This is a genomic window from Nitrospirillum amazonense (assembly GCF_029594735.1).
Lineage (GTDB): Bacteria > Pseudomonadota > Alphaproteobacteria > Azospirillales > Azospirillaceae > Nitrospirillum > Nitrospirillum amazonense.
This window is the reverse complement of the sequence record NZ_JARPAF010000004.1, coordinates 575,096-601,562: the sequence shown is the minus strand read 5'-3', so window position 1 is coordinate 601,562 and position 26,467 is coordinate 575,096. Positions and strand designations below refer to the sequence as shown.

23 protein-coding genes are annotated in these 26,467 nt (G+C 69.2%); 10 read left to right on the top strand and 13 right to left on the bottom strand.

Features of this window, described 5'->3' with window-relative positions:
- Positions 1 to 5 precede the first annotated feature (5 nt).
- Positions 6 to 1,508, top strand: a complete 1,503-nt coding sequence (locus tag P5F91_RS23485) for a S41 family peptidase (RefSeq protein ID WP_277908414.1) — start codon at positions 6 to 8, stop codon at positions 1,506 to 1,508.
- Here the strand turns inward: P5F91_RS23485 and P5F91_RS23480 are convergent.
- Positions 1,497 to 1,703 (bottom strand): RebB family R body protein, encoded by a 207-nt coding sequence (locus tag P5F91_RS23480; RefSeq protein ID WP_145608306.1) that lies wholly within the window; start codon positions 1,701 to 1,703, stop codon positions 1,497 to 1,499. The two genes, P5F91_RS23485 and P5F91_RS23480, sit on opposite strands and share 12 nt — an antisense overlap.
- 336 nt (positions 1,704 to 2,039) lie before the next feature.
- Between P5F91_RS23480 and rpmG the strand changes: the two genes are divergently transcribed.
- A complete protein-coding gene (gene rpmG / locus P5F91_RS23475; RefSeq protein WP_040845325.1) occupies positions 2,040 to 2,207 on the top strand; it encodes a 50S ribosomal protein L33 in 168 nt (55 codons plus the stop codon).
- 184 nt (positions 2,208 to 2,391) lie between these two features.
- Positions 2,392 to 3,165, top strand: coding sequence for a glycosyltransferase family 25 protein (locus tag P5F91_RS23470; RefSeq protein WP_277908413.1), 774 nt, complete (start codon positions 2,392 to 2,394; stop codon positions 3,163 to 3,165).
- Positions 3,166 to 3,235: 70 nt separating this feature from the next.
- Here the strand turns inward: P5F91_RS23470 and P5F91_RS23465 are convergent, their stop codons facing one another.
- The 3 genes from P5F91_RS23465 to P5F91_RS23455 all read right to left on the bottom strand — a co-directional run bounded on the left by P5F91_RS23465 (position 3,236) and on the right by P5F91_RS23455 (position 7,354).
- Entirely contained in the window at positions 3,236 to 4,684 is a 1,449-nt protein-coding gene (locus P5F91_RS23465) for a PleD family two-component system response regulator (protein ID WP_145608311.1), read from the bottom strand.
- A gap of 64 nt (positions 4,685 to 4,748) precedes the next feature.
- Positions 4,749 to 5,132: a response regulator gene (locus P5F91_RS23460; protein WP_145608312.1), complete on the bottom strand. Its 384-nt coding sequence runs from the start codon at positions 5,130 to 5,132 to the stop codon at positions 4,749 to 4,751.
- Between the two features lie 278 nt (positions 5,133 to 5,410).
- Positions 5,411 to 7,354: an FUSC family protein gene (locus tag P5F91_RS23455; protein ID WP_277908412.1), complete on the bottom strand. Its 1,944-nt coding sequence runs from the start codon at positions 7,352 to 7,354 to the stop codon at positions 5,411 to 5,413.
- Positions 7,355 to 7,503: 149 nt separating this feature from the next.
- Between P5F91_RS23455 and P5F91_RS23450 the strand changes: the two genes are divergently transcribed.
- Positions 7,504 to 8,412, top strand: coding sequence for a LysR substrate-binding domain-containing protein (locus tag P5F91_RS23450; RefSeq protein WP_145608316.1), 909 nt, complete (start codon positions 7,504 to 7,506; stop codon positions 8,410 to 8,412).
- 9 nt (positions 8,413 to 8,421) lie between these two features.
- Positions 8,422 to 9,318 (top strand): LysR substrate-binding domain-containing protein, encoded by an 897-nt coding sequence (locus P5F91_RS23445; protein ID WP_145608318.1) that lies wholly within the window; start codon positions 8,422 to 8,424, stop codon positions 9,316 to 9,318.
- Position 9,319: 1 nt separating this feature from the next.
- Here the strand turns inward: P5F91_RS23445 and P5F91_RS23440 are convergent, their stop codons facing one another.
- The 4 genes from P5F91_RS23440 to P5F91_RS23425 all read right to left on the bottom strand — a co-directional run bounded on the left by P5F91_RS23440 (position 9,320) and on the right by P5F91_RS23425 (position 12,449).
- A complete protein-coding gene (locus tag P5F91_RS23440; RefSeq protein WP_145608320.1) occupies positions 9,320 to 10,759 on the bottom strand; it encodes an efflux transporter outer membrane subunit in 1,440 nt (479 codons plus the stop codon).
- 3 nt (positions 10,760 to 10,762) lie between these two features.
- On the bottom strand, positions 10,763 to 11,683 hold the full coding sequence (locus P5F91_RS23435; protein ID WP_145608322.1) for an efflux RND transporter periplasmic adaptor subunit: 921 nt from the start codon (positions 11,681 to 11,683) through the stop codon (positions 10,763 to 10,765).
- Between the two features lie 11 nt (positions 11,684 to 11,694).
- Positions 11,695 to 11,883 carry a DUF1656 domain-containing protein gene (locus P5F91_RS23430; RefSeq protein ID WP_145608324.1) on the bottom strand — a complete coding sequence of 63 codons (189 nt, stop codon included), beginning with the start codon at positions 11,881 to 11,883 and terminating at the stop codon, positions 11,695 to 11,697.
- 209 nt (positions 11,884 to 12,092) lie between these two features.
- Complete coding sequence (locus tag P5F91_RS23425) at positions 12,093 to 12,449, bottom strand: hypothetical protein (RefSeq protein ID WP_145608326.1); 357 nt, start codon at positions 12,447 to 12,449, stop codon at positions 12,093 to 12,095.
- Positions 12,450 to 12,775: 326 nt separating this feature from the next.
- Here P5F91_RS23425 and P5F91_RS23420 point away from each other — a divergent pair, with 326 nt between their 5' ends.
- The gene (locus P5F91_RS23420; RefSeq protein WP_145608327.1) at positions 12,776 to 14,293 is read left to right on the top strand and encodes an acetyl-CoA hydrolase/transferase family protein; all 1,518 of its coding nucleotides are present in this window, start codon (positions 12,776 to 12,778) and stop codon (positions 14,291 to 14,293) included.
- Here P5F91_RS23420 and P5F91_RS23415 read toward each other — a convergent pair.
- Both P5F91_RS23415 and P5F91_RS23410 read right to left on the bottom strand, forming a co-directional pair.
- On the bottom strand, positions 14,282 to 15,850 hold the full coding sequence (locus tag P5F91_RS23415; RefSeq protein WP_145608329.1) for a tryptophan halogenase family protein: 1,569 nt from the start codon (positions 15,848 to 15,850) through the stop codon (positions 14,282 to 14,284). The genes P5F91_RS23420 and P5F91_RS23415 overlap by 12 nt on opposite strands.
- A gap of 18 nt (positions 15,851 to 15,868) precedes the next feature.
- On the bottom strand, positions 15,869 to 17,236 hold the full coding sequence (locus P5F91_RS23410; protein WP_145608331.1) for a cation:proton antiporter: 1,368 nt from the start codon (positions 17,234 to 17,236) through the stop codon (positions 15,869 to 15,871).
- Between the two features lie 132 nt (positions 17,237 to 17,368).
- Here P5F91_RS23410 and P5F91_RS23405 point away from each other — a divergent pair, with 132 nt between their 5' ends.
- Both P5F91_RS23405 and P5F91_RS23400 read left to right on the top strand, forming a co-directional pair.
- On the top strand, positions 17,369 to 17,590 hold the full coding sequence (locus P5F91_RS23405) for a type II toxin-antitoxin system Phd/YefM family antitoxin (protein ID WP_277908411.1): 222 nt from the start codon (positions 17,369 to 17,371) through the stop codon (positions 17,588 to 17,590).
- Positions 17,590 to 18,081, top strand: a complete 492-nt coding sequence (locus P5F91_RS23400; RefSeq protein WP_277908410.1) for a type II toxin-antitoxin system VapC family toxin — start codon at positions 17,590 to 17,592, stop codon at positions 18,079 to 18,081. Before P5F91_RS23405 ends, P5F91_RS23400 begins: the two co-directional genes overlap by 1 nt.
- Positions 18,082 to 18,102: 21 nt before the next feature.
- Here the strand turns inward: P5F91_RS23400 and P5F91_RS23395 are convergent, their stop codons facing one another.
- A complete protein-coding gene (locus tag P5F91_RS23395; RefSeq protein ID WP_277908409.1) occupies positions 18,103 to 19,023 on the bottom strand; it encodes a cell envelope integrity EipB family protein in 921 nt (306 codons plus the stop codon).
- 365 nt (positions 19,024 to 19,388) lie between these two features.
- On the opposite strand from P5F91_RS23395, the gene P5F91_RS23390 reads away from it, so the two are divergent.
- Complete coding sequence (locus P5F91_RS23390) at positions 19,389 to 20,066, top strand: GGDEF domain-containing protein (RefSeq protein WP_246134170.1); 678 nt, start codon at positions 19,389 to 19,391, stop codon at positions 20,064 to 20,066.
- Between the two features lie 179 nt (positions 20,067 to 20,245).
- Here the strand turns inward: P5F91_RS23390 and P5F91_RS23385 are convergent, their stop codons facing one another.
- Positions 20,246 to 20,728, bottom strand: coding sequence for a DUF1579 family protein (locus P5F91_RS23385; RefSeq protein ID WP_277908408.1), 483 nt, complete (start codon positions 20,726 to 20,728; stop codon positions 20,246 to 20,248).
- A 15-nt stretch (positions 20,729 to 20,743) separates the two neighbouring features.
- Positions 20,744 to 23,689: a M16 family metallopeptidase gene (locus P5F91_RS23380; RefSeq protein WP_277908407.1), complete on the bottom strand. Its 2,946-nt coding sequence runs from the start codon at positions 23,687 to 23,689 to the stop codon at positions 20,744 to 20,746.
- A 319-nt stretch (positions 23,690 to 24,008) separates the two neighbouring features.
- On the opposite strand from P5F91_RS23380, the gene P5F91_RS23375 reads away from it, so the two are divergent.
- On the top strand, positions 24,009 to 26,165 hold the full coding sequence (locus P5F91_RS23375) for a TonB-dependent siderophore receptor (RefSeq protein ID WP_277908406.1): 2,157 nt from the start codon (positions 24,009 to 24,011) through the stop codon (positions 26,163 to 26,165).
- The last annotated feature ends 302 nt before the right edge of the window (positions 26,166 to 26,467 follow it).

Genomic DNA, 26,467 nt, shown 5'->3' with positions numbered 1-26,467 from the left:
CGGCTTTGGCCGGCGTTTTGGCCCTGGCGGCCTGCGCCGGCGGCACCGAGAATCGTGGCAGCGTTACCGCCGAGCAATTCTACCAGAGCGCCTACAGCAAGATCGACGAGCTGTACCTGGAACCGGTGGACATGCGCCGCCTGGTGGTGGACGGCCTGGTCCATGTCGGCGTGGTCGTGCCCGACCTGACGGTGACGATGCAGCCGGGGGGCGGGGCCGTGACCCTGGCGGTGGCCCGGCGGGCACCGCGCACCTTCACCCTACCCGCCGGCCGCGACGCGGCATCCTGGGCCCATCTGGCCGCTCTCACCACGGACTGGACGGTGGCGCAAAGCGCCGATGCCGGCCCCGGCGACCAGACGCGGGAAACCCTGTTCCGCGCCATGCTGGAGGGCGGCACCGCCGACCTCGACCCCTACAGTCGCTATTCCGTGCCGGCGGCGGCGCGGACGGAGCGGTCGCGCCGCGAAGGTTATGTCGGCATCGGCGTGACGCTGGAGGAAACGCCGCGCGGCTTCCGCATCATCGCCGTGGCCCCGGGCAGCCCGGCCTCCGTCGCCGGCCTGCTGGTGGGCGACGTCATAACCGCCGTGGGCGGCGTGCCCATCGACGCCGCCGGCGGGGGCGGCCCCGCCATGACGGTGGAGGCCGTTATGACCCGCCTGAGCGGGCCGGAAGGAACCGGCGTGCCGGTGCGGGTGGCCAGGACCGGCGGCATGGTGACGGTGCTGATCAGCCGCCAGCGCATCATCCTGCCCACCGTGACGGCGGAGCGGGCGGGTGCGGTGGGTGTACTGCATGTCAGCCGCTTCAACGCCGGCACCGCCGACGCCCTGGCCGCCGCCATCCGCCATCTGCGCGACGCCGATGGCTTGGGCCGGCCCACCGGCTGGGTGCTGGACCTGCGCGGCAACACCGGCGGCCTGCTGGACCAGGCGGTGGCCGTTGCCGACCTGTTCATCACCAGCGGCCCCATCCTGAACACCGTGGGCCGCCATCCGGACAGCGTGCAGCACTACGACGCCACACCGGACGACATCCTGGACGGCGCCCCCCTGGTCGTGCTGGCCGACGGGCAGACCGCTTCTTCCGCCGAGATCGTGCTGGGCGCCCTGGTTGACAGCGGCCGGGCCCTGGACGTGGGCACCACCAGTTTCGGCAAGGGCGTGGTGCAGACCGTGGCCCCCCTGCCCAACGGGGGGGAGCTGTTCATCACCTGGTCGCGCATCCTGACGCCGGCCGGCCGCATGTTCGATCACCACGGCCTGGCGCCCGCCCTGTGCACCGCCGGCCTGACCGACGCCGCCGCCATCCTGGCGCCCTTACGCGCCCAGCCCCGGCCCGCCGGCACGCCCGCAGCCTGCCCGGCGGAGCGCAACCGCCCGGCGCCGGTGGACCTGACGGTGGCAGAGACCCTGCTGGCCAGCCCGCCCCTGCTGCGCCGGGCGCAGCTCGCGGGCCAGACGCTGCTGGCCGACCGGCCGACGGCGCCCGGGTCAGGTCCCTGACGCTTGCTCCCCGGCGGCACCGCCGTGGGGCGTCCCTTGCACCTCGGCGGCGTTCTCCGCGAGAAGCGCCGCCGAATTGGCCACGGTCTGCTCGACCGTGCCCAGGGCCATGGCGGGTGCCTCGCCGACCACCTTGGTGTTGGCTTGCGTGACCGAATCAGTGATTTGGCTGTTCACGGCGGTGGGGAAGGCCACGGGGGATCTCCTGCCTTGGAGGCGTTGCGGCCACACGGAGTACGCGCATGATAGCGCGGGTAGACACATCTAGGTAGCGGCGGCGGAATTCCCGGGGGCCATTCCGGGGCTGCGAGGCGGTCGCCCGGGGCGGTGCCGGCCCATGCGCGACGCGCATCCCCTGCCCCAACCCCCTTCCCGGCGCCCTAAGGTTCTTTGGCCTTGACTCTCAGGTGCCGCTGACTAAAGTGCCGCGACGCCGTGCCCCTGAGGGCTGCGGTACGGAATTGTTTTTGACCGCCCCCGACCCGCCGAGTTGGCGACCGAACGGGGTTGTCGTAGGTGGGATTAAAGGTCATGGCCAAGCAGAATACCGTGCTGATCCGTCTGATCAGCTCCGCTGAAACCGGCTTCTTCTACGTGAAGAAGAAGAACCCGCGCAAGACGACCGAGAAGCTGGAGTTCCGGAAGTACGATCCGGTGGCTCGCAAGCACGTGCTGTTCAAGGAAGCCAAGATCAAGTAAGTCCCGCGCGCCCGTATCGGGCGCGCCGTTCCGGAAAGCACGCCACGCCCGTAAGGCTGGCGGCGAGCGACCGGAGCATGAGGACACTGGTCAGGCGAAGGGCCGCTCCTGGAGCGGCCCTTTCCTATTGGCATGCCTGGCGTCCGGCCTTCCCTTGGGCGCCCAGAACCCTGGGATCATCCCCATGGGCCCCACGGCCGCTTTCCCCTGCCCCATCTTCGTCATCAACCTGGAGCATGACGGGGTGCGGCGCGCGCACATGACCGAGCAATGCGCCCGCCTGGGGCTCGCGGCGGAGTTCGTGCCGGCGGTGAATGGCCGCGCGCTCAGCGAAGCCGACCGCGCGGTCTATGACCGGGCGCGAGCGCTGCGCGTCTATGGCGTGGAGATGCTGGACACGGAGATCGGCTGCTACCTCAGCCACTACCGCCTCTATGAGCGCATGGTGCAGGAGAACATCCCCGCCGCCCTGATCATGGAGGACGACGTGGAGCTGAGTCCGGCCCTGCCCCGCATCGTGGAGGATCTGCTGGCCGACCCGGCGCCGGAATGGCAGGTGGTGCGACTGGAATCCTTGCGCCCCCGCGTGCGGGAACCCAGGACGCCCAAGTTCCGGGGCCGCACCGTCAAGACCCTGCGCGATGGTGAGCTGGTGCGCCTGGGCACCCACGTCCTGGGCTTCGGCGCCTATCTGATCCGCCTGGACGGGGCCCGGCGCATGCTGGACTACGGCCGGCGCATCTTCATGCCGGTGGACCAGACCATGGACCGCTATTGGGACAACGGCATCGCCCCCTACCTGGTCCGCCCCATCCCCGTGCGCCAGCGCACCGACATGGACTCGCGCATCGGCGCCCGGCCCGCCGGCCGGCACGAGGGCCAGCCCCTGGCCACCCAGCTGGCCCGCCGCTGGCAGCGCCTGTCGGACAGCGTGCGCAAGCGCCTGTACCGGGGCTGAACCTCCCCCACAACCCGAAGCGATCAAGGCCGCTGGATGGCGGCGCCCGGCGACTGAGGAACAGCGAAAACTACCTCGGCAGGCTGAGGTCCGGCGCGTCGGCGTGGCTCAGCGGCGCCGCGTCCAGGCTGCTGTCCGTCACCACGCGGTTGCGGCCCGCCCGCTTGGCCTCATAAAGCGCCATGTCGGCCCGGCGCAGCAGGCTGTCGCCCGTCTCCATGCGGCCATCCGGCCCCTGGGCGCCGGCGGCCACGGCCACGCCGACGGAGATGGTGACCGTGATCTCCCCACCATCGGTGGTGACGTGGAACGGCGTCTCGCCGATGCGGCGGCGCAGACGCTCCGCCACCAGCACACCGGCGGCCAGGTCGGTGTCGGGCATGACGACGACGAATTCCTCACCGCCCAGCCGGGCCACCAGGTCGAAGTTCCGCAGGTTGCGGCTGGCGCGCAGCGCCACCTCCTTCAGCACCTCGTCACCCACGCCGTGGCCGTAGGTGTCGTTCACCACCTTGAAGTGGTCGATGTCGAACAGCAGGGCCGCCACCGGCTTGTGGTTGTCCCCGCCCCGGTCCAGCAGGCGCGGCAGGTGCGCGCTGAGGTAGCGGCGGTTGAACAGGCCGGTCAGGCTGTCGGTCAGGGCCAGCGACAGGCTCTGCTCATAATTGGCGCGCAGCCGGTCCTGATAGCGCTTGCGCCGGATCTGGGTCCGGGCGCGGGCCATCAGCTCATTCCGGTCGATGGGCTTGATCAGGTAGTCGTTGGCGCCCAGTTCCAGGCCCTTGGCCACGCGGTCGATGTCGGTCTCGTCCGCCACCAGCAGAACGGGCACCTGGCGCGTCTTCTCCTGCGAGCGCAGCTGGGAACAGAGGCGCAGGCCATCCTCGCGCATCAGCGTCAGGCTGATGACGATGAAGTCGAAGTCGCCGGCCAGCGCCTGCTCCAGCCCGGTGGCGCAGGTGTCGGCAGCCACCACGCGGCCCCGGTCGCGGCCCAGCGTCTCGGTGATCTTGTCCAGGTCGATGGAGCTGTCCTCCACCACCAGGACGTTGGCGCCCTCCGCCGACTGGTTGTGCATGCTGTCGGTGGAGACCAGCATGCCCAGCTGGCCGGACGTGCTCTCGCGCAGGCGCCATTCGTCCATCATCATCTTGAGACGGACGAGGGAGCGCACGCGGGCGAACAGCGCCACGTCGTTCACCGGCTTGGTCAGGAAGTCGTCGGCACCGGCCTCCAGCCCCCGCACGCGGTCGGCGATGTCGGACAGGGCCGTCACCATGACGACGGGGATGTGCATGATGGCGGGATCGCTGCGGATGCGCTCGCACACCTCGAAGCCATCCATGCCGGGCATCATGACGTCCAGCAGGACGATATCGGGCGCCTGCGCCTTGATCTTCTCCAGCGCCTCGGGCCCGCTGCTGGCGGTGATGACGTCGAAGTACTCGCGCGTCAGCTTCGCCGCAAGCAGCTTGACGTTGGGCAGGACATCATCAACGACCAGGACGCGAGCCGACATGACACCACTTATTCCGGCCGCGTCGGGGGAAGACGCGGCTTATTCCAAGGTACTATTGCGCACCCTAATCCAGAAAGCGCCGAACTGTCCGGATGAAAGTGGCAACCGAGATGGGTTTGGCGATGTAGTCATCACAACCGCCTTCCCGGATACGCTCCTCGTCCCCCTTCATGGCGAAGGCCGTGACGGCGATGACGGGGATCGACCCAAGCTCTTGATCCTCCTTCAACCAACGCGTCACGTCCAGACCGGAAAGCTCCGGAAGCTGTATGTCCATAAGTATAAGATCCGGACGGTGTGTCCGCGCCAGTTCCACGGCCATGCCGCCATCGCGGGTCTGCACCGTGCGATAGCCGTGCGCCTCCAGCAGGTCGTTGAAGAGCTTCATGTTCAGCTCGTTGTCCTCGACGATGAGGACACATTTTTTTGCGGCGGCAACCGTGGACATGAGGCGGTCCGTGGCGATGTGGCGGCTACACTAAGGGACAAGCCGGGCGGGTACAACCGTCATCCGGCGCACTCGCGGGTTACGCCCCCGCTGTTCGGTGTCGCGTCGCCATGGCGGCGCCATTCTCCTGTTCTAGGCGTTGTGGGTACCCCCGTGGCGCCCCTGCCTCTCCAACAGGTAATCCGGAAATCTGGTTAAACCAGGGAGAATCGGCAGCGCTGTCATTCACAGCGCCGGCGAATCCGTGAATCGGCCGGCCGGGGCGGTTCCCCCGTGTCTTAACCAGCCAGCTGCCGGCACCAGGCGGCCAGGTCCAGCAGGCCATGGCGCCGGGGACCGGTCGCATCGGCGGCCGCGACCTCCAGCCGCCGCCCGGCACGGCGGGCGAAGGTGGCCAGGCGCGCCGGCTCCTCGACCAGCCGCCCCAACGCCCGCATGACCGCGTCGCCCCGGCGGCGATCCTGAGGCGCCAGGGTGGGCAGCAAAGCACGCATGGCGATCAGGGCGCGGCCCACGTCCATCCGCGCGCGCGCCGTGGCCAAGGCACGGTCGTCCCCCCGCCCACCCCATGCCGCCAGCCGCGCCAGCCGGTGATGGTGGCGATATTCCCACGCCGCGACGTCCGGCGGGGGGGCTGTGGCGCCGGCCAGCGTCCGCACGCTGGCGGTGAAGCTGCCCAGCAGGCGCCGCACCTCCCCCCGCCCGTCCACCGGCAGGATCAGCCGGTAGGTCAGCAATATCCACACGGCGGCCAGCACGATGGCGGCGAAGGTGTTGAGGAAGCCCTGGAGGTCGTAGCTCATGGGGTTGGTGGGCGCGACCAGGGTCAGGAACAGCAGGGGCATGAAGGCGCCGAAGTCACCGCGCCCAGGCCGCTGGGACATCAGGGCGGCCACCAGGATGACCGGCGCCAGCACCAGGGACAGGCCCCAGAACTCCGACAAGGCGGGCAGCGCCAGGAAGGTGATGGGCAGGGCCAACAGCCCGGCCCAGAGGGCCGCGCGGAAGATCTGGACGCTGACCTGTTCGGGGTTGGCGCGGCTGGCCAGCAGGGCGCCGAAAGCGCTGGTCCAGCTGACCATGACGGTGCCGGCCGGCCATTCGGTGGCGACCCAGAAGCCCGCCGCCAGGCCGACGGAGATCAGGGTGCGCAGGGCGGCGATGATCGCGCTGCCCAAGGGGCCGTCCGCCGGCTCCGGCAGGGTGAAGGACAGGCGTCGCGTGGGGTCGCGCGCCACCGCCACCTGCACCATGAGGTCCAGCATTTCCCCTAGTTGGTGTGCCGCCGCGATGGACGCTGGATCGGCCGCCCGGCGCGCCAGGCGCAACGCGGCACGCAGGCGGCGGCGGGCCGCAGCGGCGGCCACGCGGAAGGCCGGCCCGTCGCCCGCGCCCAGCGGCGTCAGGCAAGCCAGCAGCGACCCCGCGGCCGGCAGCACGGCAAGCGCCCGCCGGGCGGCGTCCACCCGGGCCAACAGGCCGAACAGGGCGGCGGCCGCTATCCGGGCGCCGTCGGCCTGGCGGCGGAAGGCGACCGACTCGACGGCGGCGTAGGTCGCCAGATCGTCCAGTCCCTGCAACTCCGCCAACAAGTCCCGGTGGCGACCGGGCGCGCCGGCGCCGGCCAGGTCCTGAGTCAGGTCCTGGGCCAGCGCGCCAGTCACGGCGGCGGTGACCCGGCCCACCCGGCTGTCCAGCCGCCGGGCCGCCGTCACCGGCCAGACGATGCCCGACACCGTCATCTTGGCAAGCACCCCCACGACGATGGCGGCGACGCGGGCGGCCGCGATGTCGAAGGTGCGCAAGGGGTCGTCCACGGCCCCCAGCGCCACCAGGGCCAGGGTGTAGCCCGCCAGCACGGCGGCGTAGGACCGGAAGCGGCGCAGGCGGGTGGCCAGCGCCACGCAGCCCGCCAGCCACAGGCTGTAGAGCAGCAGGAAGGCTTCCGGCGACTGGCCGAAGCCCGCCATCAGGGCCAAGGCCGCCGACGCCCCCACCAGGGTGCCGGCGATACGCCACACGCTCTTGGCGATGACGGCACCGCTCATGGGGTGGCTGACGATCATCACCGTCACCGCCGCCGTCTGCGGGCTTTCCAGCTGCAGGGCATAGGCGAGATAGAGGGCCAGCAGGGCCGCCACCGCCGTGCGCACGGCATGGCCCAATGCCCCCGGGCTGGGAACCAGGGTGAGGACAGACCGGACTGGGAAAGCGAGCGGCACGGGTGGGAACGCCAAAGGAGGGGCGCCGGCCGTCCCATGAGCGGAACGCCAGCCAGTTCATCGATTTGGATGATGCTCCACACCCCCGCCTACGGTCCAATATATGGCTGGATGCTTTTCGATATTCAAAACCGACAGGACGCGCCGCCTTGGACATCCGCCACCTGCGCTATTTCACCGCCGTCGCCGAGGAACTGCACTTCACCCGGGCCGCGGAAAAGCTGGGCATCCGCCAGCCGCCGCTCAGCCAGCAGATCCAGCAGCTGGAGAGGGAGATCGGCAGCCCCCTGTTCCACCGCCTGTCGCGCGGCGTGGAGCTGACGGCCGTCGGCGCCACCTTTCTGCAGGACGCGAAGGCCATCCTGGCGCACATGGACCAGGCCCTGGCCAACGCCCGACAGGTCGCGCGGGGCGACAAGGGCCGCCTGCGCATGGGCCTCAGCATGTCGGTCACGGCCCATCCCTGGATCGCCCGGCTGATCCGCGACTATCGCGCCCAGCATCCGGGGGTACAGCTGACGCTGGAGCTGAACGACTTCGGCCAGCTGACCGACGCCGTGCGCGACGGCGCCCTGGACGTTGCCCTGGTGCGGGGCCGGACGGCGGAAATACCGGGCCTGACCACCTATGCCGTGGTCGAGGAACGGCTGTTGGCTGCCCTGCCCATGGGCCATCGCCTGGCCGGGGCCGCCACCCTGGACCTGGCGGAACTGGCGGACGAGGATTTCCTGATCATCCCGCGCACGGCCGGCCCCAACATTTACGACATCATCATCGCCGCCTGCCGCGAGGCGGGATTCAGCCCCCGCATCGTCCAGGAGGTGCCGGCCTTCCCCCCCTTGCTGAACCTGGTGGAGGCGGGCTTGGGTGTGGCGCTGGCGCCCGATAGCATGCGCAACATGCGCCTGGAGGGCGTGCGGCTGCTGGACCTGAAGGGCGGCTATGACACGGCCCCCATCATGTTGGTCTACCGCGCCAACGAGGGGACGGCCGCCGTGCGGGCGCTGGTCACCCAGGCGCGGCGCGCCGCCGCCATCCGCACCACCCCCACGCCCTGAGGCACGGCCATGCTGGAACTGAAACTCTTGCGCTCCTTCGTCCTGCTGGCCGAAGAGCTGCACTTCGGCCGGGCGGCCGAGCGGCTGCACATCGTGCAGCCGGCCCTGACCCAGCAGATTCAATCCCTGGAACGGCAGATTGGCACGCCCCTGCTGAACCGTGCGCGCGGCCGCGTCAGCCTGACCGACGCCGGCGCCCTGGTATTGGCGGAGGCGCGCAAAACGCTGGAGCAGGCGGCACGGACGGAGGCCATCGGCCGCCTGGCCGGCCGGGGCGAAGTCGGCAAGCTGGAGGTGGGCTTCGTCGGTTCCGCCGGTGTCGGTGCCCTGATGCCGGCGGTTCTGCGTGATTTCCGGCGCAGCCATCCAGCCGTGGAGTTGCACCTGGTGGAAATGGCGGTGGGGCCGCAGCTGGCCGCCATCGCCACCGGCACCCTGGACGTCGGTTTCGTCCGCCTGCCGCCGCTCAGCCTGCCCTCCGGGGTGGCGGTGCTGCCCCTGCGGCCGGACAGCCTGGTGGCGGCGCTGCCGGCCGGCCATCCGCTGGCGGCGCTGGATGCCATCCCGGTGGCGGCGTTGGCGACGGAGCCCATGGTGCTGCACCACCGCGCCGGGGCGGCGGAGCTGCGCAGCCTGATCGACGACCTGTGCAGCCGCCATGGCTTCACCCCCCAGGTGGTGCAGTCGGTGCCGCAGATATCGCTGACCGTCCGGCTGGTGGCCGCCGGCCTGGGCCTGTCGCTCCTGCCCGGGTCCATCGCCCGGCTGGCCGTGGAGGGCGTGGTCTACCGCCCCCTGGCCGATGCCGATATCCAATACACCCTGGCCTTAGCCCACCGCCCCCAAGACCCGGCACCGGCGGTGCGGGCCTTCGTCAGCCTGGCCGGCGCGGCGGCGGAGGCCTAGCCTAATCGCCGGCGTCCAGGTCCACGCCCTGCCAGCCCCCGCCCAGCGCCTTATAGAGCGTGATGACGTGCTCCACCCGGGCCAGGCGGCTTTCCGCCTCCCGATCTTCCGCCTGGTAGGCTTGGCGCTCGCCATCCAGCACCTTCAGGAAGTCGGTCAGGCCGGCGGCATAGAGGCGGGTGGCATGGTCCAGGGCCTGGGCCGCGTCGGTGCGGGCGGCCGCCAGGGTCTGCTGCCGCCGGGTTTCCGTCTGGTAGTTCACCAGCGCATCCTCCACGTCGCGCAGCGCCTCCTTCACCGTGCGCTCATAATTGATGCGCGCGGCCTCGGCCTCCGCCTTGGCCAGCGTGATGCGGGCGTCGTCGCGGCCGCCGTTGTAGACAGGGCCGGTCACCTGGGCGCCCAGGGAATAGGTCAGGCTGGCCAGGCTGAACAGCTTGCCCAGGTCCGCCGCCTGGGGCAGCAGGGTCAGCGGAATGGCAAAGTGGGGCAGGCTGGCGGCGGTGGCCACGCCGATGCGGGCGGTGGCCGCCGCATAGCGCCGGTCGGCCTGGCGGATATCCGGCCGGTTAGCCACCACCTCGGACGGCACGGATACCGGCAGGCTGTCGGGGACGGACAGCAGGGGTGCGGGCTGGCTCAATTCCGCCTCCAACTCCCCCGGGTAGCGGCCCAGCAGCACGGCGATGGCGTGGCTCATGCGCGCCACCGCCGCCTCCAGCGGCGGGGTCGCGGCCTGCACCGTCTCCAACTGGGTCCTGGCCTGCGCCACGTCCAGCACCGTGCCCAAGCCACGCTGGTAGGCGCGCTGCGCCAAATCCAGGGCCTTAGCCGCGACCGCGATGTTGTCGCGGGCGATGGTCAGGCGCAGCTGGGCGGCGCGCAGGCGGGCGTAGTCCGTCGCCACCTCCGCCAGCAGGCTGACCAGGATGGCGCGCCGCCCTTCCTCCGTCGCGGCGATATCGGCATCGGCCGCCTCCACCGCCCGGCGGGTGCCGCCGAAGACGTCGACCTCCCAGGTCGCGTCCAGTTCCGCCTGCCAGGTGTGATAGCTGCCGATACCCGGCGGCCAATCCACATTTTCGCTGGATCGTTGCAGGGCCGGGTCGATACCCAGCCGCACGTCCGGTAGGTCGGCGGATTTGGCGATGACACGAGCGGCGCGGGCCTGCACCAGGCGCTGGCGCGCAATTTTGAGGTCTTCATTGTCCACGATGGCCGCCTGTATCAGGCGGCTGAGGGTGGGGTCCCCGAAACTGTCCCACCAGGCGCGCATGGCGTCCACGCCGGCCACGGGCACGCTGGCCGCCGGCGGCAGCTGTTCGGTCCAACCCTTGGGCAAATCGTCCAGCGGGACGGGCTTGTAGTCCGGGCCGACCACGGAACAGGCGGACACCATGCCGCCCACCATCAGGGCGGCCAGGGCCTTACGGCGGATCATGGCTCAGATCCTCGATTCCAGGCGGGCCAGCACCCGGCCTACGACGCCCTGCGGGCGCGCTGCCTCATCCCCCACCGACACGGTGCAGGTCATGCCGGCGGCGAGAACCACGCCGGGCGGCACGGTGTCGATGCCGATGCGCACGGGGATGCGCTGCGCCAGCCGCACCCAGGTGAAGACCGGGTTCACGTCCTGCAGGCCATAGGCGTTGGGGGCGCTGTTGCGGTCGTTGATGCCGCGGGCGATGGTCTCGACATGGCCGGCCAGAGGGGCGGCATAGCCCATGAGCTTCATGCGGGCCGGGTCGCCCTCATGGATGCGGGCCAGCTTGGTTTCCTCGAAATACCCCGACACCCAGAAACTGTCGGTGTCGATGACCGCCACCCGGGGCTGGCCCACCGTGGCGTAGTCGCCCACGCGCAGGCGCAGGTTGGTGACATAGCCGTTGACCGGCGCGCGGATGATGGAGCGTTCCAGGTTCAGGTTGGCCAGGTCCAGCGCCGCCGTCGCCGCGTCCAGCTGGGCATTGGCCACGCTGGCGGTGCTGCGGAACCGGTCCTGCTCGGCCTCGGACACCACGCCGGCCAGGCCTTGGCGGCGCTGCGCGTCGCTGAGCTTCAGGGCCCGGTCATCGCGCGCGGCGGCGACGGCGGCGCGGGCCTGGGCCTGGGCGATGCGGAACCGCGCCGGATCGATGACGAACAGCACGTCGCCCTTGTGGACCAGCTGGTTGTCGTGCACGGGAATGTCGACGATGGTGCCGGCCACCTCCGGCGCCACGTCCACCACCTCCGCCCGCACGCGGCCGTCGCGCGTCCAGGGCGCCAGCATGTAGCGCTGCCACAGGGCGCCGATCAGCAGGATAGCCAGCGCCACCAGGACCAGGGTGGAGGCCCCGCGCCCCAGGGCGCGCGCCAGGGTCATGAGGCGGGCGTTCACAGCAGCACCAGACCAGAGAGCAGGATGGAGAACAGGGCCGCCTCGACCAGGGCGGGGTGCCAGACGATGCGCCAGAAGCCTAGGTAGGCCAGCAGGCCGCGCAGCAGCAGGAAAAGCACCAGGGTGACGGCCACATAGCCGACAATGGGGGCCATGAAGATGCCGGCGACATCCAATTCGGCCATGACGGAAAGGACCTCGTTGGGAGTGTGGAAAAAGAAAAGGACGCGGCCCGAGGGTGCTCCCCTTGCCGCGTCCTTTCCCTGAGCGTGACGTGCCCGGCAACCCGATGGGAGGGGGGCCGGCGGGCACCGTCACGAAGGGGGCAGGGGTGGGCGGAACCGGATCAACCGCCCCTGGACCATTAGGCCTCCCCCGCCCCGTAAAGACCCTGTCAGTTGGCCGACAGGGCCTGCGCCGTCAGCGCCGCGTCCAGATTGTCGACGCAGGCATTGAAGTCGGCGGTGCCGGGGGTGGCACCGGCGGCGGCACAGGCCTGCTGCTCACGGCCAACCTGGGCCGACACCTGGGCATGCGCGCCCTTCACATGGGTCAGCACGTTGGTGCAGGCGGCGAAGTCGGAATTGGCCGGGTGCAGGCCCATGGCCTGGCAAGCCTGGCTGACCGCCGGGGTCACCACCACCTCGGTGCCCGCGGCATTCGCGCTCAGCGGCGCGGACAGGGCCAGGAAGGACAGGGCGGCGGCGGCAACGGCAACCTTCCGGGACGAATTCTTCAGCGGGGCGAACATTCAAGCATCTCCATCAATCAACCGGGCCGCGTCCTGTCAGGTACAGCGCCTTCAGTCGGCGCGGTCGTTGGTGAGATGAACTATGCGCCCGGCTGCTGCGGTGCGTCTAATATATCGAAATGGCATCTTCGATATCTATTTGATATGGCAATAGCCCAAGCCACCCAAGCCCACGATCAGAATCCGTGATCGTTGCGCCCTTGAGAAACTATTGGAGGGGCAGCGGCGCAGGGCCCCAAATATTCGGTGCCCGCACGCCGCAGGGACCGCAATGACCAAGGGTCCTTGGCCACCCAGGCGGCCGGTGACGAACAACGGACAAGAACATGGTTAGAGAGCGAATTCGTCTGAGCAGCCTGCACGACCGCGTCATGAGCGCGGAACAGGCGGCGGCCCTGATCCAGGACGGCATGACGGTGGGCATGAGCGGCTTCACCCGCGCCGGCGATGCCAAGGCCGTCCCCCTGGCCCTGATCAATCGCGGCCGGGCCGAACCCCTGCACATCAACTTGCTGACCGGCGCCTCGCTGGGCAACGACCTGGACGGCATGCTGGCCGACGCCGGCATGCTGAAGCGCCGCCTGCCCTTCCAGGCCGACGCCCGCCTGCGCGCCGCTATCAACCGGGGCGAGGTCATGTTCATCGACCAGCACCTGTCGGAAATGGTGGAGCAGTTGCGGTCTGGCGCCCTGGGGCATCTCGACTGCGCCATCATCGAGGCCACCGCCATCACCGAGACGGGCGCCATCGTCCCCACCACCAGCGTGGGCAATTCCGCCAGCTTCGCCATCCTGGCCGACAAGGTGATCGTGGAGATTAACCTGGCCCAGCCGGCGGACCTGGAGGGCCTGCACGACATCTACATCCCCAAGCGCCGCCCGGCGCGCGAGCCCATCGACCTAACCCGGGCGTCGGATCGCGTGGGCACGCCGGCCATCCCGGTGGACCCGGCCAAGATCGCCGCCATCGTGGTGACCAACCAGCCGGACAGCGCCACCACCCTGCAGCCGGCCGACGCCGACACCGCCGCCATCTCCCGCCACCTGATCACCTTCCTGGAGCAGGAGGTGCTGGCCGGCCGCCTGCCCCGGCACCTGCCGCCCTTGCAGGCCGGCATCGGCGCCATCGCCAACGCCGTGCTGGCCGGCCTGAAGGAGAGCCCGTTCACCGACCTGGAGCTGTACAGCGAGGTGCTGCAGGACAGCGCCTTCGACCTGTTCGACGCGGGCAAGCTGGCCTTCGCCTCAGCCTCCAGCATCGTGCTGACGGCGCCGGTCATGGCCCGCGTCATGCCCAACATCGCCAGCTACCGCGACCGCATCGTCCTGCGCCCGCAGGAGGTCAGCAACCATCCCGAGGTGGTGCGCCGCCTGGGCCTGATCGCCATCAACACCGCCATCGAGTGCGACATCTACGGCAACGTGAATTCCACCCACGTCAACGGCACGCACATGATGAACGGCATCGGCGGATCGGGTGACTTCGCCCGCAACGCCCAGCTGTCGGTGTTCGTCACCAAGTCGCTGGCCAAGGATGGCCGCATCTCCAGCATCGTGCCCATGGTCACCCATGTCGACCATACCGAGCATGACGTGGACGTGATCGTCACGGAACGCGGCCTGGCCGACCTGCGCGGCCTGGCCCCGCGGGAGCGGGCGCGGGTGATCATGGAGAACTGCCTGCACCCCAGCTATCGCGGCCAGATGGCCGACTATGTGCGCCGGGCCGTGGCCCGGGGCGGCCAAACCCCGCATGTCCTGGAAGAGGCGTTCAGCTGGCACATCCGCGCGCGCGAGACGGGCAGCATGCTGGCCGAAACCGCGCCCGAGGCTCTATCGGCGTGACGCCACCCGGCCATCCGGAGCGCTGATCTGGTTCATGCGCCGGATCAGCGCCCGGTGGGCGGGCAAGTCCCTGGTGGCGTGGTCGCCATAGGCCCGGATGCGGGCAAATGTCTTCTGCGCCGCCTCCACCTGGGGAAAGGCGGCGCGGGCCAGCGACAGGTCGGTCTCGAACCCCATGCCGTACAGGATGTACTGGTAGTTGAAGAAGGCGAAGGCCTCCAGATCCAGCGCGAAGTCGAAGCGGCTGGGCGGCCGGGTGCGCCACTGCGCCAGCAGGTCGCGCAAGGCCGGCGGGATGGAGGCGGGATCGCGGTTGTCGCGCCAGAACGGTTCTTCCCGCTTGCTCAGGCAGTAATGCAGCTTCAGGAAGTTGACAATGTTCTCGAAACGCCGGGTCATCAGCTCGTTGAAGCGGGCGGCCGGCGCGTCCCATCTGCCGTCATGGGGGAACAGCTCCGCCAGCATGCCCACCGCCACCTCGATCAGCACCACGCTGGTGGACTCCAGGGGCTCCAGGAACCCGCCCGCCAGGCCGATGGCGACACAGTTCTTGACCCAGGGCGTCTCGCGATAGCCGGCATCAAAGGCGGTCTTGCGCGGGGCCGGCGGCTCGATGTGGGGGCCCAGGTGCGGAGCGATATAGGCGCGCAGAACCCCCTCGGCCTCGTCATCCGACATGTGGTCGCTGGAATAGACGCAGCCCACGCCGCGCGCCCCCTCCAGCCCGATCTCCCAGGTCCAGCCCGCCGCGTGCGCCGTGGCCACGGTGCAGCTTTCCAGGGGGGCGTCAGCCGCCTCATAAGGCACCTTGCAGGACAGGGCGCGGTCAGTGAACAGGATGGACTTCACCGATTTCTGCGGCACGCCCAGGGCGCGGCCGATCAGCTCGGCCCGGAAGCCGCTGCAATCCACGTAGAAGTCGGCGGTGATCGCCCCGTATTCCCGCGTGACCAGGTGGGCGATGGCGCCGTCGGCCGCCAGCGCCACATCCGTCACCGTGCCCCGCAGGTGCCGCACGCCCAACTCCCGCGCGCGGACGGCCAGGGACTGAGCGGCCTTGGCCGCGTCGAAGTGATAGGCGTAGTTCAGCGGCGCCTCGAAATCACCCTCCGGTCCGCGCTTGGGCGCCCGCCGCGCGTCGGTCACCTGCTGCTGGAAGGTCATGGCCTGGGCGAACGGCGGGCGGCGGTCGCCGTCCTGCAGCAGCCAGTAGGGCACCAGGCCCGCGCCATCCGTGGGGAAAGGCGCCTCGAAGGGATGGAAGAAGCTGTCGTCTTCGCCCCCGTCCACCCAGCGGGCGAAGCGGATGCCCTGCTTGAAGGTGGCGGAGGTGTCGCGCATGAACTGGGCCTCGTTCAGGCCCAGGAACCGCAGGGTGCCGCGGATGGTGGGGAAGGTCCCCTCCCCCACCCCGACGATGCCGATGTCCGGCGCCTCCAGCAGCGTGATGCCGATCGGCCCCCCTTCCCGCACGCCCAAGTATTTGGCGAGGTAGGCGGCGGCCAGCCATCCGGCCGTGCCGCCACCGACGATCAGGATGGTTCGCTCGACTGTCATCTCTGCTCGGTCGTCCACTCAGCTCAGGGCTTGCTCCGGCACGGCCCCCAGCTCGCCACTCAGCCGGGCCTTGCGGCCATAGACCAGTTCGAACAGCGGGGACGCCATCATAGTCGTGACGATGGCCATCAGCACCAACATAGAGAACAGCGTGGGGCCGATGATGCCCTTTTGCAGGCCGATGTTGATGATGATCAGTTCCATCAGCCCGCGTGAGTTCATCAGGGCACCGATTCCCAGCGCCGTGCGGTTGTCCTCGCCGCACAGCCGGGCGGCGGCGTAGCAGGCCACCCCCTTGGCGGCGATGGAGGCCACCAGCACGCCCAACGCGATCAGCAGCAGCGACGCGGAATTCACCATGTCCATGCGGGTGTTGAGGCCGGAATAGGTGAAGAACATGGGCAGCAGCAGGACCACGGTCAGCGGCTCCACCTTCTTCTTCAGCTCTTCCACGAACTTGCCGCGCGGCATGGCGGTGCCGACGATGAAGCCGCCGAAGATGGCGTGGATGCCCACCGCGTCCATGATGAAGGCGGACAGGCAGAACACCATGAGGGTGATGGCCAGCACCGTGTGCGTCATCTCCCCCCGCCGTTCCACCGCGCGGCCCAGGGGTGCCAGCAGGCGGCGGCCGAACAGGATGACCAGCAGGGCGAAGCTGAGGCCGCCGCCGATGGCCAGCACGGCGACGCCGGGGCCGGCGCCGAAGATGGCCAGCACGATGGCCAGCACGCACCAGGAGGCGGCGTCGTCGAAGGCGCCGGCCGTCAGGGACAGGGTGCCCAGGGCGGAGTTGCTGAGGCCGCGCTCATTGATGATGCGGGCCAGCATGGGGAAGGCGGTCAGGGCGATGCAGGCGCCCATGAACAGGGTGGCCTGGCTCTGCGGCAGGCCCTCGGCGAACAGGCCCGGCACCTTCAGCAGCATGGGCGTGATCAGCACGGCGATCAGGAAGGGGGCCGCGATGCCGGAGAGCGAGACGGCGAAGGCGCTTCTGCCGTTGGTGCGGAAATGGTCGCCCCGGAAGGTCGTGCCCACCAGGAACATGTAGAGGCCGACCCCGAACTGGGCGCCGACGTACAGCACGCTCTTGGTCTCCTTGGGGAACAGCTCGGCGGCGAAGCCGGGGAACAGCAGGCCCAGCAGGGACGGACCCAGCACCACGCCGGCGATCATCTCACCCACCACCTGGGGTTGGGCCAGCAGCTTCTGCCCCAGCCAGCCGACGACGCGGCAGGCCAGGATGATGGCGGTGATCTGCAGGAAGAAATGGACGCTGAAATCCGTCGGCGTCAGGGTCCCGTTGGGGCCGTGCGGCGACAGCATGTGGGTCGCCGTGTCGACGATGTTCTGCACCGTGTCGGCGGAAAAAAGATCGGAAGCCATGACGCGATTCCACCCCGTTCTTAGCTTTTGTGCTTGTTAGCGATAACAGGGTTAGGGTGGGCTTTCCGGCGTTGTCAAAGGATAAAAGATGTAAGAATGTAGCAACATTCTGGATACGGGAAATGTAGCAACATGGCCACAATGAGCAGCCGGGATTTCAACCAGGACGTGGGCGGTGCCAAGCGCGCGGCACTGAGCGAGCCGGTGTTCATCACCGACCGCGGCACCCCCACCCACGTGCTGATGAATTTCGAGACTTTCCTGCGGCTTACCGGCGACGGGCAGAGCATCGTCGACCTGCTGGCCATGCCCGAGGACGTGCCCCTGGCCCCCGCCCGCCTGGACATCGTCTGATGTTCCTGCTGGACACCCCGGTCATCCTGGAGCTGCGTGGGGCGAAGGCGGACGCCGGCGTGCGCGCCTGGGCCGCCGACATCCCCCGCCAGCAATTGTTCCTGTCAGCCCTCAGCCTTATGGAACTGGCGGAGTCGGTCGCCAAGGCGGAGCGGACGGACAAGGCCGCCGGCGCGGCGCTGCGGGCCTGGCTGGACGACCGCGTGATGGTGGCGTTCGAGGGGCGCATCCTGCCCGTGGACGCGGCCGTGGCCCTGCGCCGCGCCGGCGTCGCCCTGCCCAACAACCGCGACGCCCTGCTGGCCGCCACCGCCCTGGTGCACGGCCTGACGGTGGTCACGCCCAACGTCGCCGCCTATCGCACCGGCCGGCTGAAGGTGTTCAACCCCTGGGGCTACGCCGCCGGGGAGGCGGAAGAGGACATCGCCGACTGGCGCCAGGCGGCCAAGACCAGCCCGGTATGGCTGAAGAGCCTGTTCCTGCGCTTCTGAGCGCGACGGCGGGTCCGGCTCTCAGCAGGCGGGCCTGGGCAGGGGCTCCAGCGCCACCAGTTCGGCCCGCACCTTGAAGTCGCCGTAGTCGATCAGCATGGACTGCACGATGCCGTTGTCCATCAGCATCATGGCGGTGTCGTAGTCGGGCAGCGCCTGCTGCTCGTCGTTGGCGAAGAAGGCCAGGTGCACCGGCCAGGCCTTGTCCTTGTGCAGGGCGGCCACGACGATGGCGTCCTTGGCCAGGGGCTTGGCCTTGCCGATGACGGCGGAGACGGGGCCCGCTTCCTCCGCCTCCGACCCGTCGAACACGGGGCGGACATAGACCGGCGTGTCGCCGTGGCGGGCCTGGTTGATCAGCAGCAGGGTGTGGGCGGTTGGGAAGACGGTGCCGGGCGCCAGCTCGATATCCTGCGGCTTGGGCTTCTCGAAGTGGGCGACGCCGCCATCCTCGCCGTTCAGGGTCGCCACCCCCTTCATCTCCTCATCCGGTTGGCCGGTGGTCTGCTTGCGGACGTTGAAGCGATAGACGCTGCCGTCCTTGGCCTCCCACGTCGTGTAGCTGGTGGTCATCTCCTGGTCGTCGGCTTCCGAATAGAGGAAGCGGATCTGGAAGCGCTGTTCCGTGGTCCAGCCGCGGCAGACATCGTTCCAGGCGAAGTTCATGGCGCCGACCACGCCGGTGACGCGGCTGCCCTCACGCGAGGAGGCCAGGGTCAGGCGATAGGCGGCGCGATGGGGGGACATCTGCGCGCCCACCGCCATGACCGTGCCGGCCATGGGGCCGCCACTGGAGGTTGGGGCAACCGTGGGTGGGACGGCGGGCGGCGCCGCAGGGGCGGGGGCCGCCGCCGATGGGGGCGTGGCGCCGACGGCCATCGCCACCGGCAAGGCCAGAACGGCCAGGGACGCCAAACCCATGCTCACCAGACGTGCGCGCATTCTTATCGTCACTCTCGCTACCTCGACCCGGGCCAGGCCCGAACCCCCAGCATGCCGCGTACCGGGGGCCGACGCCAAGCTTCTTGTCGTCACAGGGCGCCGCATGCCGGCCGCCCACCCGGGGACCTTCGGATGATACGGCCTGGCCGGCTCCCGCCGTCGTCCTTCAGTCCCCCACCTTTGGAATAGGGGGCAGACATTGCCGGTGAAATCTGCCGAAAGGGGGTCGGCAAAAACTGCCGCAGCTGGAGGCCGGCCTACCCCTGCGAAACGCAAATCCTTTGATTTCAATGAAATAGATAGCGGCACGCCCCTTGCGATCTCCGTCCCGTGTCATCCCCGACGCCCCAAACGGAGTAGCGCCCATGACCCCGCCGGACACCGCCCTGCCCCTGATGCCCGCCATCAACCTGACCCTGCCCCGGGGCCAGATGCCGGTGGGCCTGCGCGGTCCCGAGGCGGCGGCCAGCCTGAACCAGCTGCTGGTGCAGGAACTGGCCATGCGCCTGGCGGACGCGGAACGCATCATCACCGAACAGCGCGACCGTATCGACTACCTGGAAACGCTGAGCACCACGGATGAGCTGACCGGCCTGTTGAACCGGCGCGGCTTTCAGATCGCCTTCCGGCGCGAGCTGGCGGGCGCGCGGCGCGGCGGCCGGGGCGGCGTGCTGGTGATGGTCGATCTGGACGGCTTCAAGCGCATCAACGATGTGCACAGCCACCAGGCCGGCGACGCCTACCTGCGCATGGTGGCCCGCACCCTGGCCGACCATGTGCGCGCCCAGGACATCGTGGCCCGTCTGGGCGGCGACGAATTCGCCGTGCTGCTGACCCGCGTGGCGCCCGACCAGGGCATGCAGCGAGCCGAGGCCCTGTCCGCCACCCTGCACCAGATGGCCATGGACTGGCAGACCCACAGCCTGCCGTTGAAGGCCAGCTTCGGCTGCCAGGCCTACGGCGCCGACGACCGCGAGGACGAGGTGCTGCACCGCGCCGACGTGCTGATGTACCAAACCAAGGCGGCTTCTAAAGCGGCTTGAGTTAAGCTGTTCCCTGCGGGCGGCCCCATCCGCGGCCTTGCCATCCTCGTTTTGCAGTCCACTACGTTCCCCGCAAAACTCCGGCGCTCGCGGTCGCGGGCTTGTCGCTTCGCTCCGGGTGACGGGTAGCGCAAGTAAGGGAAAAGGCCTTCAGGCTGGCGCGCCTGGAGGCCTTTTTCTTACCCCTGCCGCCGGTAGCTGCCCTTCAGGAAGGGCGTCCAGGTCTGGCCGCCGTCGGTGGAGCGGTCGATGGCGGTTTCCATGTGATCGGGCACGGGCCACCAATAGCGGTGGCGGGCGCGGCCGCGCGGGGAAGTGCGGATGAAGGTGTAGCCTTCGGCGCCCGGTTCCTCCACCCCCTCCACCGGGCCCCACTGGCCGGGCGCCGGGGTGGCCGGCACATAGCCCATGTCGTCGAACCAGAACAGCAGATGCACCGCCACGTCCGGATCCCAGGTCAGGACGCCATGGGCTGTGAACGCCCCGGCCTCCCCCCGGTCGAAGACATAGTCCAGCACCAGGTGGTGGCCGTTGAGCGCGGAACGCACGGTCATGCGCGCTGCACCAGGGCCACCGGGGCCGAAGGGGCTGGGCAGCACGGCGTCGGTGCCTACCCAGTCGCCGGCGAAGGCGGCGGTCAGCCGCCGCATCTCCCCCTGCATGGCCTGCCCCCCGGCTTACGGCTGTCCGGCCTTGGCGTCGGCCTTGCCCGCATCCTTCTTGGGCGCCGCCGCCTTCAGGCTGCCGCTGTCCAGGTTCAGCTGGGCGGCGGGGATGACCTGCACCTTGGGGTATTTCTGCTTCAGGGCGGGCAGGAACTGGGCGCTGTCGCCCACCACCACCAGGCTGCTTTGGGCCGGCGACAGGGTGCGGGCGGCGGCAGCCTGCACCTGGGCGGGGGTTACGGCCTGGACGCTGCTGATGTAGCGACCGATCTCCGCCAGATCGACGCCCTGCAGCGCCAGGCTGCCCACCAGGCTGGCCACGCCGTGGGTGGTTTCCACCGTGCGGCCGAAATTGCCGATCAGCACGGCCTTGCGGCCGGCCAGCTCCGCCTCGCCCGGCGCCTGGGTGCCCAGCTTGCCCATCTCCGTCATGATCAGGCCGGCGACCTCAGGCGCTGAGGGGTTCTTGGTCTGGGTGCTGGCGACGAAGGGTCCCGGCACCCGGCGGAAATCCAGGGCGGACCCGGCGCCGTAGCTCAGGCCCCGCTTGATGCGGATTTCCTCGTTCAGGCGCGAGGAATAGCCCACGCCCAGCACGGCGTTGGCCACGCTGGCCGGGTAGTAATCCTTGTCCGACCGCGCCAGGCCCGGCCGCACCACCAGCACCGCCGCCTGGCCCGCCTTGGGCAGGTCCACCACCACGGCGCGCCCGGCGGGTTGCGCAGGCGAGGCGGGCAGCGCCGGCAGGGGCGTCGCCGGCTTCGCCCAGTCGCCGAACAGCTTCTGGGCGATGCTGAAGCCCTGCTCCGCCGTCAGCGGGCCGGCCAGCACCAGGGTGGCATTGTCCGGCCGCCACCAGGTGTGGTGATAGGCGGAGAGGTCGGCGGGCTTCAGCGCCGCCAGCGATTTGGGCGTGCCGGTCAGCGGGTGGCCGTAGGCGGCGTCGGCGTAGAGCACGCGCGGGCCCACCAGCTTGGCCAGGCCGGCCGGGTCCTTCAGGGTGACGGACAGGCCGTCCAGCGCCTGGTGCCGCTCCCGCTCCAGCTCTTCCTTCTGGAAGGCCGGGTTGCGCGCCACGTCGGCGAAGATTTCCATGGCGGGGGCCAGCACGTCGCCCTTCACCAGTAGCGACAGCTCTGACCCGTCCCAGCCGGCGGCAGCGTTCAGGGTGCCGCCCAGGGCCTCGACATCGCGCGCGATCTCCGGGGCGGAGCGTTTGGCCGTGCCTTTGGTCAGCACGTTGGCGGTCATGGCCGCCGTGCCCGGCAGGCGTGCCGGGTCCACCGCCCCGCCGCCGCCGATGCGCAGGCTGGCCTGGATCAGGGGCACGCCGTGGGTGGGCGCCACGATGACGCGCAGGCCGTTGGCCAGGTGCTTTTCCACCGGCTGCGGCAGGGCCGCGTCCACGGCGGGACCAGCGGTGGGCGGGGCCTGGCGCTGGTCGGCCGGGGCCGGCTGCACCACCTTCAAGTCCGCCGGCACCACCAGCGGGGCGGCGTCGATGGCGGGGGAGGTCGCCACCGTGTCGGTGCCCTTCTCAGCCCCCTCCGCAGGAACATAACGCACGGAAATCTTGGTCTCGGGCTTCAGCCAGGTGGCCGCCACCCGCTTCACGTCGTCGGCCGTCACCGCCTGCACGTCGGCCAGCAGGGTGTCGGCGCGCTTGGGGTCGCCGAAGATGACGGCGGCGCGGGCCAGCAGGCTGGCGCGGCCGTTGGCCGTCTCCCGCTCCTCCAGTTCATCGGTCACCAGCTGGTTGCGGGCGGCGGCCAGTTCGGCCTCCGTCACGCCGTCCTTGGACACCTTGTCCAGTTCCTCCAGCAGTGCCTTTTCCCCCGCCTCGGCCGTGGCGCCGCCGGCCAGGATGGCGCCGATGGCGTAGGCGCCCGGCTGCTGGTTCACCTCCTGGAAGGTGAAGACCTGGCTGGCCACCTGCTTCTCATAGACCAGGGACTGGTTCAGGCGGCTGCTGTCGCCATGGCCCAGGATGCTGTCCAGCACCAGCAGGGCCGGCAGGTCCTTGTCCGTCGCCTTGGGGAAGGGATAGCTCAGCAGCACGGCCGGCAGGGGGGCGTTGGCCTCCGTCACCGTCAGGGTCTGCGGGGCGGTCCGCGCCGGCTCCACCGCCGTCACGCGCGGGATGGGTGTGGCCGGGTGGGTCAGGGGGCCGAAATACTTGTCCACCCAGGCGTTCAGCTCCTCGGGCTTGAAGTTGCCCACCACCACCAGGGTGGCGTTGTCCGGCCGGTAATAGGTGGCGTGGAAGGCCTGCACGTCCTGCAGGGTGGCGGCGTCCAGATCCTCGATACTGCCGATGCCGGGGCGGCCGTAGGGGTGCACCTTGAAGCTGACCTGCGGGAACATGAGGTAGAACAGCTTGCCGTAGGGCTGGGCCAGCACCCGCTGCCGCAATTCCTCCTTCACCACGTCGCGCTCGGACTTGAAGTTCTCCTCATCCACGACGAGGGAGCCCATGCGCTCCGCCTCCGCCCACAGGATGCGCTCCAGGTGGTTGGCGGGCACGGTCTCGAAGTAGTCGGTGTAGTCGGCGTTGGTGGAGGCGTTGTTGTAGCCGCCCACATCCTCCGTCAGGCGGTCGAACTGCTCCGCGGCCATGTCGCGCGTGCTCTTGAACATCATGTGCTCGAAGAGGTGGGCGAAGCCGCTGCGCCCCTTGGGATCATCCTTGGAGCCGACGCTGTACCACACCTGCACCGACACGGTGGGCGTGGTGGTGTCCGGCAGGGCGATGACCTTCAGGCCATTGGCCAGCGTGCGCTCGGTGATGGCCAGCGGCGGCACCGACACCTTACCCCCCGGCACTTCCGCCCCCGGCACGATGGGCGTATCGGCCCCCCCGCCCGCCCCGGCGGCGAAGGCCGGCAGGCTGGAGCAGAGGGCCGTGGTCAGGGCCAGGGCCTTGGCCGCGGCCGTGAACGTGCGGGTGAAGCGCATCATGGGTGCCGTCTTCCTTCTTGGGCTGCCGGCCGCGCGACTGCGGCGTCCGGGAATGGGCCTGGTTCCTACATAGCCCAAAACCGTCCGGCTGAGGCGGGACATTTGGTTAATTCGTTGTAACAAAACGATCCCCACCGCGTTCGCGCCCCCGCCCAGGCCCCGGGCCCTACCCCCCGGCCCCCACCATGGGGGCACACCGTGGGTCCGGCATATGGCGGAAGGCTGCCATGCACGAATGAAAGTCACTTGCATTCACAAATCCCAACGCATAACCATCCCGTTAGAAATGATAATAATTATCAGTTGCTGGAGCCTTTCCATGTCCAACCTGCGGCAGTTCCTCTCTGTGTATCCCCTGGCCTTGGCCTCGGCCGTCTCGGTGGTCGCCCTGAGCGCCGGCGGCGCCTGGGCGGCGGACGACGCGGCGGCCGACGCCAGCCCCTCCAGCGAGGTGGTGATCCTCGGCGAGCGCTCCCCGACCGATGCCGCCAGCGCCCTGAAGACCGCGGCCCCGCTGGTGGAAACGCCGCAGTCGGTCAGCGTCATCAGCCGGGATGAGCTGAACCTGCGCGTGGCGGAAAACCTGAACGACGCCCTGAACTATACGGCCGGCGTCGCCACCGACACGCGCGGCAACACCGCCGGCCGCTATGACCTGATGACCGTGCGCGGCTTCAACGCCGACCAGTACCTGGACGGCCTGCACATCATCAGCTCGGTCAACGGCTATGCCATCCCGCAGATCGACCTGGCGTTCCTGGAGCGGATCGAGGTGGTGAAGGGCCCGGCCTCCGTGCTTTACGGCAACGCCAACCCCGGCGGCATCGCCGCCCTGACCAGCAAGCTGCCCACCGGCCAGACCTTCGGTGAGGTCAGCGTGACCGCCGGCAGCTTTGGCACCGTGCGCGAGACGGCGGACATCGGCGGCACGCTCGACCCCAACGGCGTGCTGAGCTATCGCCTGGTCGGGGTCAACGACCGCTCCGACACCCAGATCAGCCATACCGAGTCCGAACGCTTCGGCATCAGCCCCAGCCTCACCTACCGCCCGGACGACAAGACCAGCTGGACCGTGCTGTACGTGCACCAGCAGGATCCGCGGAGCGGCGGCTATGGCGCGGTGCCCGTCCAGGGCTCGCTGCTGTCCAACCCCAACGGCCAGATCGCGCGCGATTTCTATGATGGCGAGCCGGATTTCGAGCGGTTCAACCGCACCGAAAACATGGTCACCTCGCTGTTCACCCACAAGTTCGACGATGACTGGGCGGTGCACCAGAACACCCGCTACATGCACCTGACGACGCTGTACAACAGCGTCTACAACGCCGGCTACTTCACCGACGTCAATGAGACCAAGCTGGCCCGCGCCCTGGCCGTGGCGCGGGAGGAGCTGAACAACGTCACGCTGGACAACAATGTGACCGGCGTGGTGCGCACCGGCGCCCTGACCCACAACCTGATCTTCGGCGTCGATTTCCAGAACACGGTGCAGACGGAGGCCTCGGGCTTCGGCGGCAGCGTCGCCGACATCGACGTCTTCAACCCCGTCTACGGCTCCGCCCTGACCCTGCCGGCCACCAGCTTCGACGTGCGCCTGCACATGAGCCAGACCGGCGTCTATGCCCAGGACCAGATCTCATACGGCGGCTTCCGCCTGGTGCTGAGCGGCCGCAACGACTGGCTGGACATCAGCCAGCTGGATCATCTCAGCAACGGCACGACCTCGAAGGATGAGAGCAAGTTCACCGGCCGCGCCGGCCTGCTCTACCTGTTCGACAACGGGGTGGCGCCCTACGTGTCCTATGCCACCTCCTTCCTGCCGCAGACCACGGTGGACCGGAACGGCAACGTGCTGGCCCCGACGGAGGGCAAGCAGGTCGAGGTGGGCGTGAAGTACCAGCCCAAGGTGTGGAACGCCCTGCTGACCGCCAGCCTGTATGAGCTGCGCGAGACCAACGTCGCCACCACCGACCCCAGCTTCCCCACCGCCTCCATCGCGGCGGGCGAGGTGCGGTCGCGCGGCGTGGAGCTGGAGGGCTCCGCCCACCCCATCACCGGGCTGACCGTGCACGCCAGCTACACCTACATCGACAACCAGGTGACCAAGGACAATTCGGGCCTGGAAGGCACCCGCCCCTACGCCGTGCCGCAAACCACGGCCAACGGCTACGCCAACTACGTCCTGCAGGACGGCCCCCTGGCCGGTCTGGGCTTCGGCGGCGGCGTGCGCTACATCGGCCGCGGCTACAACGGCGTGGCCGGCAGCGGCAGCCTGACCATCCCCGGCGCCACCCTGTTCGACCTGATGGGCAGCTACGACTTCAAGCACCTGGCCCCGCAGCTGGACGGCCTCACCCTGAACATCGACGCCACCAACCTGCTGGACCGCCGCTACATCTCCTCCTGCTACAGCAGCATCTGGTGCTGGTACGGCCCGGGGCGGGATGTGAAGGCGAACGTGGCGTATCGGTGGTGATACGCTGAGGTAGGAGAGTGCTGGAGAGTGCTGGACGCGCCAGCCCCGGGCGGGAGCTTCGGGCTGGCGCGTCCAATAGAGATTGGATTATATGTTAAGTATTTTACAAAAATATTGTATACTAATATCATCGAACGGCCATCCCCCAGATCTTTGCAAAATTATATCAGCTATTTCTGGAGAAAATACTAAACAAATCGCCGTATATAAATTATATATTATTAGACATTACAGCGCGACAACTTTGATTCTAGCGCCCACTTGATAACACCATGCGGTCGTACGTTTCAATATTCTCCGTT